At 70.8% G+C, this 15488-nt stretch carries 14 protein-coding genes; 5 read left to right on the forward strand and 9 right to left on the reverse strand.

Going from position 1 to position 15488, the window contains the following annotated elements:
- Positions 1-101 precede the first annotated feature (101 nt).
- From manD to KNO15_RS05460, 8 genes are read right to left on the reverse strand one after another with little or no spacing between them, the layout of a single operon-like run.
- Positions 102-1352, reverse strand: a complete 1251-nt coding sequence (gene manD, locus KNO15_RS05425; RefSeq protein WP_241702400.1) for a D-mannonate dehydratase ManD — start codon at positions 1350-1352, stop codon at positions 102-104.
- Positions 1349-2620: a mannitol dehydrogenase family protein gene (locus KNO15_RS05430; RefSeq protein WP_241702401.1), complete on the reverse strand. Its 1272-nt coding sequence runs from the start codon at positions 2618-2620 to the stop codon at positions 1349-1351. The genes manD and KNO15_RS05430 overlap by 4 nt, the downstream gene beginning before the upstream one ends.
- Positions 2617-3480 carry a sugar phosphate isomerase/epimerase family protein gene (locus tag KNO15_RS05435; RefSeq protein ID WP_241702402.1) on the reverse strand — a complete coding sequence of 288 codons (864 nt, stop codon included), beginning with the start codon at positions 3478-3480 and terminating at the stop codon, positions 2617-2619. The genes KNO15_RS05430 and KNO15_RS05435 overlap by 4 nt, the downstream gene beginning before the upstream one ends.
- Complete coding sequence (locus KNO15_RS05440; protein WP_241702403.1) at positions 3477-4637, reverse strand: Gfo/Idh/MocA family protein; 1161 nt, start codon at positions 4635-4637, stop codon at positions 3477-3479. Before KNO15_RS05440 ends, KNO15_RS05435 begins: the two co-directional genes overlap by 4 nt.
- On the reverse strand, positions 4634-5491 hold the full coding sequence (locus tag KNO15_RS05445; protein ID WP_241702404.1) for a sugar phosphate isomerase/epimerase family protein: 858 nt from the start codon (positions 5489-5491) through the stop codon (positions 4634-4636). The genes KNO15_RS05440 and KNO15_RS05445 overlap by 4 nt, the downstream gene beginning before the upstream one ends.
- Positions 5492-6439, reverse strand: a complete 948-nt coding sequence (locus KNO15_RS05450; protein WP_241702405.1) for a carbohydrate ABC transporter permease — start codon at positions 6437-6439, stop codon at positions 5492-5494. It abuts the gene before it with no gap.
- Positions 6436-7419 carry a carbohydrate ABC transporter permease gene (locus KNO15_RS05455; RefSeq protein WP_241702406.1) on the reverse strand — a complete coding sequence of 328 codons (984 nt, stop codon included), beginning with the start codon at positions 7417-7419 and terminating at the stop codon, positions 6436-6438. Before KNO15_RS05455 ends, KNO15_RS05450 begins: the two co-directional genes overlap by 4 nt.
- Positions 7420-7432: 13 nt before the next feature.
- Positions 7433-8794, reverse strand: a complete 1362-nt coding sequence (locus tag KNO15_RS05460; RefSeq protein WP_241702407.1) for an ABC transporter substrate-binding protein — start codon at positions 8792-8794, stop codon at positions 7433-7435.
- A 148-nt stretch (positions 8795-8942) separates the two neighbouring features.
- Between KNO15_RS05460 and KNO15_RS05465 the strand changes: the two genes are divergently transcribed.
- The 4 genes from KNO15_RS05465 to KNO15_RS05480 all read left to right on the forward strand — a co-directional run bounded on the left by KNO15_RS05465 (position 8943) and on the right by KNO15_RS05480 (position 13425).
- Entirely contained in the window at positions 8943-10019 is a 1077-nt protein-coding gene (locus KNO15_RS05465) for a LacI family DNA-binding transcriptional regulator (protein ID WP_241702408.1), read from the forward strand.
- The gene (gene uxaC, locus KNO15_RS05470) at positions 10016-11431 is read left to right on the forward strand and encodes a glucuronate isomerase (RefSeq protein WP_241702409.1); all 1416 of its coding nucleotides are present in this window, start codon (positions 10016-10018) and stop codon (positions 11429-11431) included. Before KNO15_RS05465 ends, uxaC begins: the two co-directional genes overlap by 4 nt.
- 76 nt (positions 11432-11507) lie before the next feature.
- Positions 11508-12968, forward strand: coding sequence for an NADP-dependent phosphogluconate dehydrogenase (gene gndA, locus KNO15_RS05475; protein WP_308220425.1), 1461 nt, complete (start codon positions 11508-11510; stop codon positions 12966-12968).
- 109 nt (positions 12969-13077) lie between these two features.
- On the forward strand, positions 13078-13425 hold the full coding sequence (locus KNO15_RS05480; protein ID WP_241702410.1) for a hypothetical protein: 348 nt from the start codon (positions 13078-13080) through the stop codon (positions 13423-13425).
- On the opposite strand, the gene KNO15_RS05485 is transcribed toward KNO15_RS05480, so the two are convergent.
- Positions 13394-14059 (reverse strand): TetR/AcrR family transcriptional regulator, encoded by a 666-nt coding sequence (locus KNO15_RS05485; RefSeq protein ID WP_241702411.1) that lies wholly within the window; start codon positions 14057-14059, stop codon positions 13394-13396. The genes KNO15_RS05480 and KNO15_RS05485 overlap by 32 nt on opposite strands.
- Positions 14060-14129: 70 nt before the next feature.
- Between KNO15_RS05485 and KNO15_RS05490 the strand changes: the two genes are divergently transcribed.
- Positions 14130-15461, forward strand: coding sequence for a glycosyltransferase (locus tag KNO15_RS05490; protein ID WP_241702412.1), 1332 nt, complete (start codon positions 14130-14132; stop codon positions 15459-15461).
- Positions 15462-15488 lie beyond the last annotated feature (27 nt).

Below are 15488 nucleotides of genomic sequence, written 5' to 3' on the forward strand. Positions count from 1 at the left end.
GTTGTCGTCCTCTATTCTCCACGCGCACGGGAGACCATCCATTCCTCACTTTCTGCCGCGACACACCGATCGTGAGCGGGAGAAAGTGAGGAAGCGATGGCTCACCAGTCGTGCATGGACCCGTCGAGGAGGCGGTTCACGGGGAGGTAGGCGGCTTCGTAGGGGAAGGAGTCGGCGACGGCCTCGTCGTAGTCGACGCCGAGGCCGGGGGCGTCGCCCGGCTTGAGCATGCCGTCCTCGAACGAGTACGTGGTCCGGAAGACCTCGTGTGTCGTCGGGCTGTGCTTCATGTACTCCTGGATGCCGAAGTTCGGGATGGCGATCCCCAGGTGGATCGCCGCCGCGAGTCCGACCGGCGACACGTCGGTGGGCCCGTGCACGCCGGACTTGATCTGGTAGACGGCCGCGTAGTCGAAGATGCGGCGCAGCCCGGTGATCCCTCCGGCGTGGGTCACTGGAGAGCGGACGTAGTCGATCAGCTGCTCCTCGAACAGCTCCCGGTAGTCCCAGATCGTGTTGAACACCTCGCCGATCGCGAGCGGGGTGGTCGTGTGCTCACGCACGCGGCGCAGCACCGCCTGGTTCTCGGCCGGGGTGACATCCTCCAGCCAGAACAGGTCGTACGGCTCCAGCGACTTGCCGAGCTTGGCCGCCTGGATGGGCGTCAACCGGTGGTGCGCGTCGTGCAACAACGGCAGCTCGGGACCGAACTCGTTGCGCACCGCCTCGAAGACGGTGGGCGCGTGCCGCAGGTAGGCGCGGGTGTCCCAGCTCTCCTCCACCGGCACCGCACTGCGGCGCGCCGGCTCGTAGTCGTAGCGCGCATCGGAGCCCGAGCCGGCACCCGCGGCGGCGTTCTTGCTCGATGCCACCCCGTACACCGACGGCAGCCCCGGGATGCCGGTCTGCACGCGCACCGCCCGGTAGCCCTCCTCGAGGTGCTCGGTGATGGAGTCGAACAGCTCCGGCAGCTCGGCGCCGGAGGCGTGCCCGTAGACCAGCAGACCCTCACGGCTGCGCCCGCCGAGCAGCTGGTACAGCGGAAGTCCAGCCACCTTGGCCTTGATGTCCCACAGCGCGGTGTCGACGGCGGCGATGGAGGCCATGGTGACCGGGCCGCGGCGCCAGTAGGCGCCCCGGTAGAGGTACTGCCAGGTGTCCTCGATCGCGTGGGCGTCCCGTCCGATCAGGAGCGGGACGACGTGCTCGCTCAGGTACGCCGCGACGGCGAGCTCGCGGCCGTTGAGCGTGGCGTCGCCGAGACCGGTGACACCGTCCTCCGTCGTGATGCGCAGGGTGACGAAGTTGCGGCCGGGGCTGGAGACGAGGACGTCTGCTGCGGTGATTCTCATGCGAGTGCTCCTTGCTGCCGTGCGGCGATCCGCTCGGCGAGGGGGTCGGTCAGGTCGGTGAGGTCGGGGGCGAGCGCCGAGAGGACGGCGCCGGCGCGCTCGCGCGCCGTCGTCGCGTCGCGCAACCGCTCGACGAGCTCGGCGGCGCCTGCGTCGCGGACGTCCGGTCCGGCGAGGTGCTCGGCCCAGGCGGCGAGGACGCCGAGCTGGGAACGCCCGGGATCCCGCCCGGAGCCGAGCCGGCTGCGCAGCGGATCCAGGATGCGGGGACCGAGCTTCTGCGAGCCGTCGGTGGCGATCTGGGCGAGCCGGTGCTCGATGCGTGCGTTGCCGAAACGGGAGCGCAGTGCGGCGAGCGCCTCGTTGACCGTCGCGGTGTCGAAGGGCAGTTCGGTGCGCTGTTCGCTCCAGAGTTCTTCGAGCTCCTCGGCGAGCGCCGGGTCGGCCACGGCCTGGGCCACCGTGACGTGACCGGCCGCGAGCCCGTGGTAGGCGAGCAGCGAGTGACCGGCGTTGAGGAGCCAGAGCTTGCGGCGCTCATAGGGCGCGATGTCGTCGACGAACCGCGCGCCCGCCGCGTCCCAGGCGGGTCGGCCGGCGGGAAAGCTCCCGGCGAGGACCCACTCGGCGAACGGCTCGGTCACCACGGGGGCTGCGTCGTCCCAGCCCGTGAGCCGGCGGACGGCCTCCCGGTCGGCGTCGGTGGTCGCCGGGGTGATCCTGTCGACCATGGAAGACACGAACGACACCTCCGAGCGGATCCAGGCCTCGATGTCGGACCCGGGATCGGCGAGTGCCAGCACCGCGTCGCGGAGCACCCGGCCGTTGTCGGGGAGGTTGTCGCAGCTGACGACGGCGATCCCCCCTGCGCCCGCCGCGTGCCGTGCCAGGAGGCCGTCGAGCACGCGCGCGGGGGCGGACGAACCGGGGCGGTAGCCTGCCTCGGTCACCGTGAGCGTGAGGACGCCGACCTCCGGGTCTGCGAGCACGCGCCGCCACGCCTCCGTGTCTGCGCCGTCGTGCACCTCGCTCAGCACCTCCATCAGGGTGGCGCTGTCACCCTCCGCCCCGCGCTCCACGAGCGTGTACACCGCGTCCTGCGCTGCCAGCACGCGGGCCGCCTCCGCGCTGCGACCGGTGAAGGCGGCGATGCCGGAGCCGTCGCCGGCCAGCTGGGTGTACCAGGCCTGGTGGGCGCGGTGGAATGCGCCGAGGCCGAGGTGCGCCACCCGCACGGGATGGCGCACCGACCGTGGCGGGGAGATCATGCCGCCACTGCTTCGCGGGTCCGCGCCTCCACGGCGCGCAGGTAGGCGAGGTCGTCCGCCGTGCGCTCGGCGAGCGGCAGCGCCGTCGAGAAGTCCTCGCTGGTCACCCACCCGTCATAGCCGAACTCGTGCAGTGCACGGAAGTAGGCATCCACGTCGCCGGTGCCAGTGCGCAGCGGCGCCCAGTCGTGGCGCCACCGGACCGTGCCGTCGTCCTCCGGCTCCCCCGGCAGCCAGGCGACGTTCTTGACGTGCACGTGAGCCAGGTACGGCCCGAGCAGCTGGAGGGCGGACAGGGTGCGCTCCTGACCTTCGATCACGAGGTTGCCGAGGTCGTGGATGACGCCGACGGCGGCGGGATCGAGCCCGTCGATGAGGCGGAACGCGGCGGAGGCCGAAGCGGTGATGGTCTCGTGGTGCAGCTCGACGAGCGCCTTCACGCCGAGGGAGGCCGCGACGGTCGCCGCGCGCTCCAGATCACGTCTGGCTGCAGCGAACAGCTCGCGGTACTCGCCCGCGTCGGTTCGCGGCATGGTGACGCGCACCTGCCGTGCGCCGAGCTCCGCGGTGGCCGCCAGCATCCGGTCGACGTTCGCGTGGTCGTCGCAGCGCGCGTAGCCGCCGATGCCGGAGAATTCGAGCCCGGCCTCCCGGGTCACACGTGCGATCTCCGGGAGGGACTCCTCGAGGCCCGTGAGCGGCCAGGTCGCGCGGTTGCCCGCCCAGAATCCGGGCTCGGCCGCGGGCTCCTGGTCGACGATGCGCCACTCGATGCCGTCCCAGCCCTGGGCGGCGATGGTGCGCGCCGCCTCTGCGGGTGTCCAGTCGGGGGTGGAGGCGGTGAAGACGGAGAACTTCATGCGTGCACCCCCGTCGTGACGACGATCTCGTCGAGCGAGCCGTCGAGGACGTCCTCCAGCAGCACGGGCCGACCGAGCGTGGCCGAGAGGTAGACCGCCCGCACGACGGCGAGCGAGAGGAACGCGTCGGCGACGGTCACCCCGGGGGCGCGGTGCTCGCGGATGGCGTCGACGATGTCTTCGTACTGGCGCAGGTGGCCGATCACGAACTGCTCGGGACCGCGGTCGCCGCCGCGCAGCTCGCTCGCGGGCACGACATCGGCGGCGCGGTTGCCGTCGGACGCGCCGGTCGCGCCGGTCGCCGCGGAGTGGAAGTACTCCAGCTGGTCGTCGTCGATGATCGCCGACCCCTGGTCGCCGTGAACCTGCAGCCGCACCGAGAGCCCGGGGTAGGCGGCTGTCGTCGCGTGCACCACGGCGAGCGCACCCGACTCGAACCGGATGGTCGCGACCGCGACGTCCTCCACCTCGACGCGCTCGTGCGCGAGCAGCGCGGTGCGGGCGTCGATCTCGACCGGCGTGCCGAGGAACCAGACCAGGAGGTCGACGGTGTGCACGCCCTGGTTCATCACCGCTCCCCCGCCGTCGAGCTCCCAGGTGCCCCGCCACTGCCCCGAGTCGTAGTACTCCTGGCTGCGCCACCAGGCGACCGACGCGATGCCACTGGTCAGGCGGCCGAAGCCGCCCGAGTGCGCCGTCTCGGCGACGACGCGGGACGCCGGGTCGAACCGGTGCTGGCTGATCACCGAGACGATCAGGCCGTCCTGCTCCGCGCGGCGGGACAGGGCGAGGATCTCGCGTGCCCGCGGCAACGAGACGTCGAGCGGCTTCTCGATGACGACGTGCTTCCCCGCGGCGAGCGCCTCCTCGGCGAGCACGACGTGGAGGCCGCTCGGCGTGCAGACGACGACGATGTCGATCTCCGCTCCGGCCAGGGCGCCGGCGAGGGAGGCGAACTCCGCAGGGCGGTCGGCGCCGTGCTCGCTGACCAGCTGGTCGGCCAGCGCGGTGGCCGCCGCGGGGACGGCGTCCACGAGGGCGGTGATCACCAGGTCGGGGTGCTTCAGGATGGCGCGGGCGTGGTTGAGCCCGATGATGCCGCAGCCGACGAGGGCGACGCGCAGCGACGACGGTGCGGGAGAGGAGGGGGCGGTCATGCGAGGGTGACTCCGATCTGGTCGGTCAGGCGGCGGAACGCGCGGCCGGCGACGCCGAACGCCGCGGGTCCGGAGAAGCCGCCGAGGGCGTTCACGTCGGTGAGGTGCGGTTCGAGCGAGGCGAACCCGGTGTAGCCGTCGTCGCGCAGCGCGGTGAGGGTCTGCAGCAGCTGGCCGTCGCCCTCCCCGGCCGGGGTGACCTCGGAGGTCGCCGCCCGGGCGTCCTTCACCTGCAGGTACTCCAGGTGCGGGCGCAGCAGCGCGTAGCCGTCGTCGAAGGGCGCGGCGACGCCGACCTGCACGAAGTTGGCGCTGTCCCAGGCGAGACGGAGCGCCGGGGAGCCGACCGATTCGACGATGTCGAGGCAGCGCTCCGGGGTGTCGCCGTAGATGTCCTTCTCGTTCTCGTGCAGCAGCACGACGCCGGCCTCCTCGGCCGCGGCGGCGAGCGCACGCATGCGCTCGATGACGTCGTCGCGGATGCTCTCGACCGGCACGCCCTCCCCTCGGTAGAAGGAGAACAGCCGGATGTAGCGGGCGCCGAGCCGCTGGGCAGCGGCGATCGCCCGGCCGAGCCGGTCGACCTCGTGCTGCACCGGGAGCGCGACGTCGACCTTGCCGATCGGCGACGCGATGGCGGAGACGCGCATGCCGCGTTCGGCGAAGACACCGGCCAGTGTGTCGAGCTGCTCGTCGTCGAGATCGACGATGTTGACGCCCCAGGCGCTGCGCACCTCGATGTGGTTCGCTCCGAGCGCTTGCAGTACTGCGACCTGCACGGCCGGGTCGGGGTCGATCTCATCGCCGAACCCGGACAGTGCCCAGGAGACCACGGGTTCCGAAACGTCAGTCACTTACTTCACTCCTCCACTGGTGAGGCCACCGATCAGGTAGCGCTGGAAAACGAGGTACAGCACCACGACAGGCACGGCGCAGATCAGCGACGCGGCCATCATCTGCCCGTAGAGGGGGATCGCTCCACCCTCCTGAGTGGCTCCGAAGACTTGCAGGGCCACGGCCGCGGTGCGCGATTCGGGGTTGGTGAGGACCGACGCGAACAGCACGTCGTTCCAACCGAGCAGGAACGCGAAGATGCCGGAGACGACGATGCCGGGCCAGCTCAGCGGCATGACGATCTGCGTGAGGATGCGCCACGACGACGCACCGTCGATGCGCGCGGCCTCCTCGAGCGCCTTGGGCAGCCCGCGCAGGTAGGTGACCATCACCCAGGTCGAGAACGGCAGCGCGAAGGTCAGGTAGGTGATGAACACGGCCCAGCGCGTTCCGATGATCTGGATGCCGAGCAACGATGCGGTCGACGAGAACAGCACGAACACCGGCAGCAGCATGAGGGTGCCGGGGATCGACTGCAGGCCGAGCAGTCCGCGCAGGAACGTCAGCCGGCCACGGAACTCGTACCGCACGAGCACGTACGCGGTGGCGACGGCGAGGAACGCGCAGACGATCGCGACGGCGGCGCAGATGATCACGCTGTTCATCAGTCCGGTGCCGAGGTCGACCGTGCTCCACACCTTGAGGTAGTTGTCGAGGTGCAGCTCGGTCGGGAAGAACGCCCCCGCCGCCACGGCCACGTCGGAGTTGACCGACGCGAACAGCATGTACAGCACCGGCCCGAGCACGATGATCAGCAGCACGGTGATGATCGCGACCAGCAGCGGTCGCGGGAGCAGACGGGTGACGTCGGCCGACGGCCCCGTGCCCGGGCGTGAGGCGCGGGCGACCTTCGGCGACGAGACGGCGTGCAGCGCGCGCGTCTGCGTGGTGGGAGTCTCGGTGGTCATCGCTGCTCCTCCTCTCCGGAGTCGAGCTTCACGGCTCGCAGGTAGACGAACAGGGGGATCGCGATGAGCACCAGCGAGCAGATCGCCATGGCCGCGCTCAGCCCGAACCGGAAGCTCTGGAAGCTGGTCACGTACGTGAGTACCGGCAGCACGTCCACGTCCTGGGGAGCCGGGACCCCGAACAGCACGAACGGCAGCGTGAACGCGTTGATGTTGTGCAGGAACGCGATGATGAGCGCCAGGAAGACGGGGCCGCGCAGGTAGGGCAGCACGACATAGCGGAGCTTGATCCACCAGGTCGCGCCGTCGATGGCCGCGGCCTCGTGCACTTCGTGGTCGACCGACTGGAGGCCGGCGAGCACGAGCAGGTAGAAGAACGGCCAGGACGTCCAGATCTGCACGATGATGAGCGACCAGTAGCTGAGCGGACCGTTGAGCCAGAGCCCGGAGTGGATGCCGACGGCGCCGAGCATCGTGTCGACGACACCGCCCGGCTGCAGCATCGTGCGCCACAGCGTGCCGACCACGAAGGCGGGGAGCACGTACGGGATCAGGAAGAGGGAACGCACCAGCGCGCGCCCGCGGAACCGGTTCTGGGTGGCGAGCGCCGCGGCCAGGCCGATCGGCATGGTCACCACGGCCGCGATCACCGCGAAGGAGACGCTGATGCCGATGGAGCGCAGCAGCGGAGACGCCGTGACGGCCTCCACGTAGTTGCCGAGCCCGATGAACGGCGCCTGCAGCCAGCTCTGCAGCGTGTACTGGTCGAGGTCGAGAGTCGACATCACCGCGGCCACGATCAGCGGCACCACGATGATCAGGAGCATGAGGATGCCGCCGGGCAGCAGCATCCAGAGCGGCCGGTTGCGCTCGCCCTGGCGGCGGCGCTTGGCCGGGCGGCCGCCCGCGGGGGTGGTCCCCGCGGGCGACGCGCCTGTCACGACCGGGCCAGACGGCGGGGTCAGGGTGGGGTTCGACATGAGCTGCCTCGCGTCACTTCGCCTTGTTGAGCGAGTTCTGCGCGGTGTCCTGGGCGGTCTTGAGCTTGGCCTCCAGGTCGGACGACGACACCTTTCCGGAGGACAGCGCGGGGATGGACTGGACGACCACGTTCACCAGCGCCAGCTGCGTGTCGCCCCAGGCTCCCGTGAACGGGGTGCCGTACGCCTTGGTGCCGGCGTCGAGGATGGGCGCGATGAGCTGGTTGCCCTGCTCGACCTGCTTGGCCGCCTCGGCGTTGGTCGGCAGGTCGCCGAAGGTCTTGGTGTACTTCACCTGGTTGTCGGCGCTCGTGAGCATCTTGACGAGGGCGAACGCGAGGTCCTGGTTCTTCGAGTACTTGGCGACCACCATGTTGTCGCCCGAGATGATCGTGGCGGCGGCCTTGCCGTCGCTCGGCAGCTTCGTCGCTCCCGGGGGAACGGTCGGCATCACGGCGTACGCGTACTTGCCGGCCATCGGGGACTTGTCGAGCGTCACCTGCGACGACGAGGAGACCATCGGCAGGAACGCGGCCTTGCCGTTGGCGAAGGCGGCGACCGCCTGCGCGTTCTTCCAGCCGATCGCGGCCGGGTCGACGACCTTGTCGTCGGTCAGCCAGCCGAAGTAGGTCTCGTACGCCTTCTTGACGGCGGCGTCGTCGATCGTCGCCTTCTTGTTCTTCACGTCGAGGATGGTGTTGCCCTGCTGCATCGCCATCGCCCAGACGAACTTCCACGGGTCGAAGCTGTCGGCGTAGGCGATCGCCATGCCGTGCACGTCGCCGGAGGTGAGCTTCTTGGCCTGCTCGGCGAGGCCGTCCCAGGTGGTCGCGGGCTTGTCGATGCCGGCGGCGGACAGCAGGTCCTTGTTGTACGCCATCACGAACGGGCGGCTGAGGAACGGGATGCCCACCTCGTTCTTCTGGTCGGGGCCGGAGATGCCGAGGGTGGCGGGGACGAAGCGGTCGCGACCTCCGACCTTCGCCCAGTCGGCGTCGGTCAGCTTGACGAAGGCGCCCGTGGAGTACGCGGTCGGCGTGAAGGTCGTGCCGAGGTCGTAGATGTCCGGCCCCTGGCCGCTCAGGACCGAGGTCTGGATCTTGGTCAGCTCGTCGTTGGCCGAGGCGAACGTCTCGAACTTGACCGTGGCCCCCGTCTCCTTCTGGAACTGCGCGGAGACATCCTTGAACCACTGCTGCTGCTCGGTGGGGTAGAGCGCGTTGGCGGCGATCATGACGTCGAGGGTCTTGCCCGTCCCGTCGACCTTGCCGCTGCTGGACGTACTGGTGTTGCCGCTGGTGCCCGAGCACCCGGTCAGGACCAGGCCTGCCGCTGCGAGGCCCGCGACCGCTGCGAGCGCGAAACGTGATCTCATCGTGTGACTCTCCTTTGAGGACGGTGATCGTGGGGATCATGCCCCCCGGAAGTGGTGCAGGCGGGAGGGCTGCGGCCGAGCTTAGGGAGATTGGCAATGCAAGTGCAAACGATTGCCAAAAATTGCCATGATGTGCTGTGATGGGCGCATGAGCCCTCAGCATCGCGGGTATTCGTCCGTACAGGACCGCCCGGCCACGCTCGCGGACGTCGCCGCGGCGAGCGGAGTCGCCACCTCGACGGCCTCCCGCGCCCTCTCCAATCCGGGGCGCGTCAACGCCGTCACCCGCGAGCGGATCGAACGCGCGGCGCGCGAGCTCAACTACATCCCGAACTCCCAGGCACGTGCCCTCACCAGCGGCCGCACACGGGCGATCGCCGTGCTCGTCTCCGACGTCACGAACCCCTTCTACTTCGGGATCATCCGCGGCACCCAGCAGCAGCTGAAGGCGGCGGGCTACACGCAGATCCTCGTCGACACCGAGGAGTCGGACGAGCTGGAGGACGGGATGCTGCACAAACTGCGGCCTTCGTTCGACGGTGCGATCCTGGCGGCGTCCCGCCTCACCGACCGCCGGCTCACCGCGCTGGCCGACGAGGTGCCGCTCGTGGCGATCAACCGCCAGACCCGCGGAGTCGCGAACGTGTTCATCGACACCCCCAACGGCGTCGAGCAGGCCGTCGGCCACCTCGTGTCGCTCGGCCACCGGGAGATCGTCTACGCCTCGGGGCCGGAGACCTCGTGGTCGAACGAACGCCGCTGGCGCGCGCTCGTCCGGGCCGCGGAGGGCTACGGTGTGAAGGCCCTCCGCGTCGGGCCGTTCGCACCGCGGCAGTATGCCGGTGCCGCAGCCGCCGACGCGGTGCTGCACGCGGGCTCCACCGCCTGCATCGCCTTCAACGACCTCCTCGCGATCGGGATGCTCGCCCGCTTCCGCGAGCGCGGGGTCGACGTGCCGGGCGACGTCTCCCTGGTCGGCTGCGACGACATCTTCGGCGCGGACTTCTGCAACCCGCCGCTGACCACCCTGACCGCTCCGATCGAGCAGGCCGGCCGTACGGCCGTCGCGATGCTGCTCGCGCGGCTGGACGACGGCGCCGCGCCCATCACCCGGCAGGCCGCCACCCTCCCCACCCACCTGACCGTGCGGGCCTCGACCGGCCCGGCGCGGGCCGCCTCGACCGCAGAACCCACTCCCTCCACTCCGCCGAAAGGACGAGGATGACCACGCTCGCCCCGCATCCGGACCGCCTGTTCCCCGCCGACCCCGCCGAGCGCGACCTCGCCCGGCGCCTGCACGCAGCCGTCGCCGACGCCCCGATCTACTCGCCGCACGGGCACGTGCCCGCCGCGATGCTGGCCGACGACCAGCCGTTCCCGGACCCGGCCGCCCTGCTGATCACCCCCGACCACTACGTGACGCGGATGCTGCACGCGGTCGGCGTGCCGCTCGACGCGCTCGGCCTGGCGCGCGGCGGCGTCCCCTCCCCCGTCTCGGGCCGAGCGATCTGGCGGACGCTGTGCGAGAACTGGGACGCCTTCCTCGGCACGCCGGTGAGGTTCTGGTTCGAGTCGGAGTTCAGCGAGGTCTTCGGGCTCACCGAGCAGCCGTCCGCGGCGAACGCCGACGCGCTCTACGACCAGCTGGAGGCCACCCTGGCCGCTCCGGAGTTCCGGCCGCGTGCCCTGTTCGACCGCTTCCGCATCGCGGTGCTCGCGACGACGGACGACCCCGCGGACGACCTGCAGGCGCACGCGCGCCTGGCGGCCGACCCGACCTTCACCGGCCGGGTGATCCCGACCTTCCGTGCCGACCGGTACATGCACCCGGACGAGCCGGGCTGGGCGGCGCGGCTGCGCGCGCTGGCCGAGCGAGCCGATATCGACACCTCCGGCTACGCCGGACTGCTGGAAGCGCTGCGCGTGCGCCGCGCGGCCTTCGCCGCCGCGGGCGGCACCGCCACCGACACGGGCGTCCTCGACGCAGGCAGCGAGCCCCTCGAGCCGGCGGAGGCCTCCCGCATCCATCGCGCAGCGCTCGACGGATCCCTCACCGCGGCCGAGGCGGTCGCCTACCGCCGCAACATGCTCTACCGTCTCGCCGAGATGGCCGCCGACGACGGCCTCGTGATGCAGCTGCACCCCGGGGTGCATCGCAACCACCACCGCCCGACCTTCGACGCCTACGGACCGGACACCGGACACGACCTCCCGGCGGTCGGCGCGTTCACCGAACCGCTCACGCCCATCCTGCGCGACTTCGGCACGAACCCGACGTTCCGGCTCGTGCTGTTCACCGTCGACGAGACCACGTTCGCACGCGAGATCGCGCCGCTCGCCGGCTTCTACCCGTCGGTCTACGCCGGAGCCCCCTGGTGGTTCCTGGACACCCCGGCCGCGATCCTCCGCTACCGCCGGGCGGTGACCGACAGCGCGGGCTTCACGAAGACCAGCGGCTTCATCGACGACACCCGCGCGTTCTGCTCCATCCCCGCACGCCACGACATGTCCCGCCGGGTGGACGCGTCGTTCCTGGCGTCGCTCGTCGTCACCCACCAGCTCGCCGAGGAGGACGCCTTCGCGATCGCGCGGCGGCTCGTCGACGACATCCCCCGGGCGACGTTCCGGCTGGGGTGATCCGCGTCACACGACGAACCACACGACGAGCGTGCGGCTACGCTTGACGCAAACCGTCTCAACGAAGGAGTCCTCCGTGCCCGAGAACCACGCAACGGCCAACATCGGAGTCGTCGGTCTGGCTGTGATGGGGTCGAACCTGGCCCGCAACCTCGCCTCGCGCGAGGGCAACACCGTCGCCGTCTTCAACCGCACGTACGCGCGCACCGAGGAACTGGTCGACGCGCACCCGGAGGCCGGGTTCGTCTCGTCCGAGCAGATCGACGACTTCGTCGCCTCGCTCTCCAAGCCGCGCACCGCGATCATCATGGTGCAGGCCGGCCGCGGCACCGACGCCGTGATCGACCAGCTCGTCGAGCGGTTCGAGCCGGGCGACATCATCGTCGACGGCGGCAACGCGAACTTCCACGACACCATCGAGCGCGAGAAGCGCATCGCGCCGACCGGCATCCACTTCGTGGGCGCGGGCATCTCCGGCGGCGAGGAGGGCGCCCTCAACGGCCCCTCGATCATGCCGGGCGGCTCGGAGGAGTCGTACAAGACCCTCGGCCCGATCCTGGCCTCCATCGCCGCGGTCGCCGAGGGCGAGCCCTGCGTGACGCATGTCGGAACCGACGGCGCCGGCCACTTCGTCAAGATGATCCACAACGGCATCGAGTACGCCGACATGCAGCTCATCGCCGAGGCCTACGACCTGCTCCGCACGGTCGGCGGCCTCGAGCCGTCCGCGATCGCGGACGTGTTCGCCGAGTGGAACAAGGGCTACCTCGAGTCGTATCTGATCGAGATCACCGCAGAGGTGCTCCGCCAGGTGGACGCGGAGACCGGCAAGCCGTTCGTCGACATCGTCCTCGACCAGGCCGGCTCGAAGGGCACGGGCGTCTGGACGGTGCAGAACGCACTCGACCTCGGCATCCCTGTCGGCGGCATCGCCGAGGCCGTCTTCGCCCGGGCCGTGTCGTCCAAGCCCGAGCAGCGCGCCGCCGTTCAGGCGACCATCCGGTCCCGTCCGGACGTGCAGAAGGCCGACGATGTCGCCGCGTTCGCCGACGACGTCTCGAAGGCGCTCTACGCCTCCAAGGTCGTCGCCTACGCCCAGGGCTTCGACGCGATCATCGCCGGAGCCGAGAAGTACGGCTGGCACATCAACAAGGACAAGATCGCCAAGATCTGGCGTGGCGGCTGCATCATCCGCGCCCAGTTCCTCAACCGGATCGCCGATGCCTACGACGAGAACCCGGACATCGCCACCCTGCTGGAGGCGCCGTACTTCGCCGACGCCGTCCGCGAGGGCGAGGCCGCGTGGCGTCGCATCGTCGCCACCGCCGCCCTCTCCGGCGTCCCGGTGCCCGGCTTCGGCGCTGCTCTGTCGTACTACGACTCGCTCGCCTCGACCCGCCTGCCCGCCGCGCTCGTGCAGGGACAGCGCGACTTCTTCGGAGCGCACACCTACAAGCGCGTCGACAAGGACGGCACCTTCCACACGCTGTGGTCGGGCGACCGCACCGAGATCGAGACCGAGGGCTCGTCGCACTGACGCGCGCTGCCGAAGGGCACGTCGTTGTCGCTTTCCCCGCTCGGGAACGACAACGACGTGCCCTTCGTCGTCAGTTGCAATCGCGTCGCACGCGGCTCAGACTCGTAGCGTGACGTTCGAGGACCACCCGGAGCTGGCGGAGTACGAGCCGTCGGACCGCCCGCTGCGCGGGCGACGCCGCACGATCGCGACACGCGTGTTCGTCGTGGTCGCGCTCACCGCGCTGGTGCTGCCCGGGATCATGCTGACGATCAGCATCCAGACCGACACCGCGACCGGCACGTGCGCGGTCTACGCGCAGCACTACGTGCCCGACTCGGTGAGCTCCTCCGCCCGCTTCGAGCTGTTCGCACCGGCGGGTCCGGGCTGGCAGTGCTACGCGCTCAACACCGAGGGCGACGCCACCTTCGTCGCGCCGCTGGGTCTCATCCCGTCGACGCCCCACGCCCTGCCGTGACGAGCAGCCGGACGGCCCCGCCCAGCCACTGCGTGTAGCGCTCGGAACTCCAGCCGCTCTCGGTCACCAGCTGCTGGTACCCCTCCGGCGACATCACGAACGACAAGGCGTCCGCGAGTTCCCGACGGCCGGCGTCGTCGAGGCCCGCCACCTCAGCGGCGCCGCGCTCGGCGAGCAGCCCGACCATCAGCGCGTAGTCGGCGTGCCGGCGCTCCAGCAGATCGGCGAGGACGGCGGCCACCGTGCCGTCGTCGCGCGCTGCGGCGGTGAACGTCGCCCACAGTCCGGCGGTGCGGGCGTTCGCCGCGGCGATGAACGGGATGAGCTCCGACAACATCGTCTCGGCGTCGTCGAGGGCGGCGATCTCCGCGATCTCCGGGCGCTCGGCGAGGGACGACTCGCCCGCCTCGCCCCCGAAGGTCAGCTCGAAGGCCGCCAGCAGGAGCGCCCGCTTCGGGCCGTGCACCTTCACGCTCTCCACCGAGACGCCCGCCGAAGCCGCGATGTCGGCGAGGGAGGCGCTGGCGTAGCCGCGCGACGAGAACACCTCGGCGGCGGCCTCCAGGATGCGGCGGCGCGTCTGCTGTGCGTGCTCCTGCCGCAGGGTCGAGCGGTACGGTCGGATCCCAGCCACTATTGACTACCTTTCGAGTGTAGTGAATACTGTTGACGTTTATTCGACTCTACCCGAACGAGGAACACCCATGAACGACCAGCCGCTCGACATCCTGATCTGCTCCACACCCGTCCACGGACACGTGACCCCGCTGCTCGCCGTGAGCCGCGCCCTCGTGGAGCGCGGCCACCGGGTGCACTTCCTGACCGGCGAACGCTACCTGCAGCGCGCCGCGGCGACGGGAGCCTCGGTCCTCCGGCTGCCCGCCGAAGCCGACTACGACGACACCGATATGGACGCCGCCTTTCCCGGCCGCGTCGGGCTGACCGGCCCCGCCGGCATCCGGTACGACATGACCGAGATCTTCCTGCGGCCCGCGCGCAGCCAACTCGTGGCGATGGAGGCCGCCATCCAGGGCCTCGGGATCGATGTGGTGCTCGCCGAGAGCCTGTTCCTCGGCGCAGCGCTGCTCGCCTCGCGACCCCGCGACGCCCGCCCGGCGCTACTCAATCTCGGCATCGTGCCACTGGGGGTCAAGAGTCGCGACACCGCGCCGTTCGGCCTCGGAGTACCGCCGCGGCCCGGCGCGGTCGGCCGGCTGAGGAACGCCGCGCTGACCACGGTCGCCGAGAAGGTCGTCTTCGCGCCCGTGCAGCGCGCGGCCCTCCGCGTCGGCCTGGAGGCGGGCACCGGGCTCGGCGGATTCGTGCTCGACTGGCCGTCGCTCGCCGACGGGGTGGTCCAGTTCACCGTGCCGGAGTTCGAGTACCCGCGCCCCGACGTCACACTGCCCCTGCACTTCGTGGGGCCGGTCTCGCGCACCCGGCCGTCGGACACGCCGCTCCCCGCGTGGTGGAGCGACCTGGACGACGGGCGCCCGGTGGTCCACGTCACCCAGGGCACCGTGGCCAACACCGACTTCGGAGACCTGCTGCTTCCGACGATCCGCGCACTCGCCGACGACGACGTGTGGGTGGTCGCCAGCACGGGCGGTCGTGCCGTGACGGGGCTCCGCGAAGCGCTGCCGACGAACGCGCGTGTGGCGACCTACCTGCCGTACGACCAGCTGCTGCCCCGCACCTCCGCGTACGTCACGAACGGGGGCTACGGCGGCATCCACTACGCGATGGAGCACGGTGTGCCCGTCGTGGTGGCGGGCACCACCGAGGACAAGACGGAGGTCTCCGCCCGCGTCGCCTGGTCGGGCGTCGGCGTCCGGCTCACGACGAACCGCCCCACCGACGCCGCGGTCGCGCGGGCGGTCAGGACGGTACTCCGCGACCCGGCCTACGCCGCGAACAGCGCGCGGATCGGCAGGGCGATCCGCACCTCGCCCGGACTGGACGGGCTGGAACGCGCCGTCGTCGAGACGGCGCGGCGCCACGACCGACGTCGAGCGTCGGCCACGACGCTTCCGTGATCGACGAAGGGCACGTAAACGCCCCTG

Source organism: Leifsonia shinshuensis (genome assembly GCF_022606355.1).
Lineage (GTDB): Bacteria > Actinomycetota > Actinomycetes > Actinomycetales > Microbacteriaceae > Leifsonia > Leifsonia shinshuensis_B.

Excerpts from the sequence above, each read along its gene's own strand:
- uxaC (WP_241702409.1), top strand. The coding sequence starts at position 10,016 with ATGACCACGCTCGCCCCGCATCCGGACCGCCTGTTCCCCGCCGACCCC.
- KNO15_RS05430 (WP_241702401.1), bottom strand. The coding sequence starts at position 2,620 with ATGATCTCCCCGCCACGGTCGGTGCGCCATCCCGTGCGGGTGGCGCAC.
- KNO15_RS05490 (WP_241702412.1), top strand. The coding sequence starts at position 14,130 with ATGAACGACCAGCCGCTCGACATCCTGATCTGCTCCACACCCGTCCAC.
- manD (WP_241702400.1), bottom strand. The coding sequence starts at position 1,352 with ATGAGAATCACCGCAGCAGACGTCCTCGTCTCCAGCCCCGGCCGCAAC.
- KNO15_RS05460 (WP_241702407.1), bottom strand. The coding sequence starts at position 8,794 with ATGAGATCACGTTTCGCGCTCGCAGCGGTCGCGGGCCTCGCAGCGGCA.
- KNO15_RS05465 (WP_241702408.1), top strand. The coding sequence starts at position 8,943 with ATGAGCCCTCAGCATCGCGGGTATTCGTCCGTACAGGACCGCCCGGCC.
- KNO15_RS05440 (WP_241702403.1), bottom strand. The coding sequence starts at position 4,637 with ATGACCGCCCCCTCCTCTCCCGCACCGTCGTCGCTGCGCGTCGCCCTC.
- KNO15_RS05450 (WP_241702405.1), bottom strand. The coding sequence starts at position 6,439 with ATGACCACCGAGACTCCCACCACGCAGACGCGCGCGCTGCACGCCGTC.
- KNO15_RS05435 (WP_241702402.1), bottom strand. The coding sequence starts at position 3,480 with ATGAAGTTCTCCGTCTTCACCGCCTCCACCCCCGACTGGACACCCGCA.
- KNO15_RS05455 (WP_241702406.1), bottom strand. The coding sequence starts at position 7,419 with ATGTCGAACCCCACCCTGACCCCGCCGTCTGGCCCGGTCGTGACAGGC.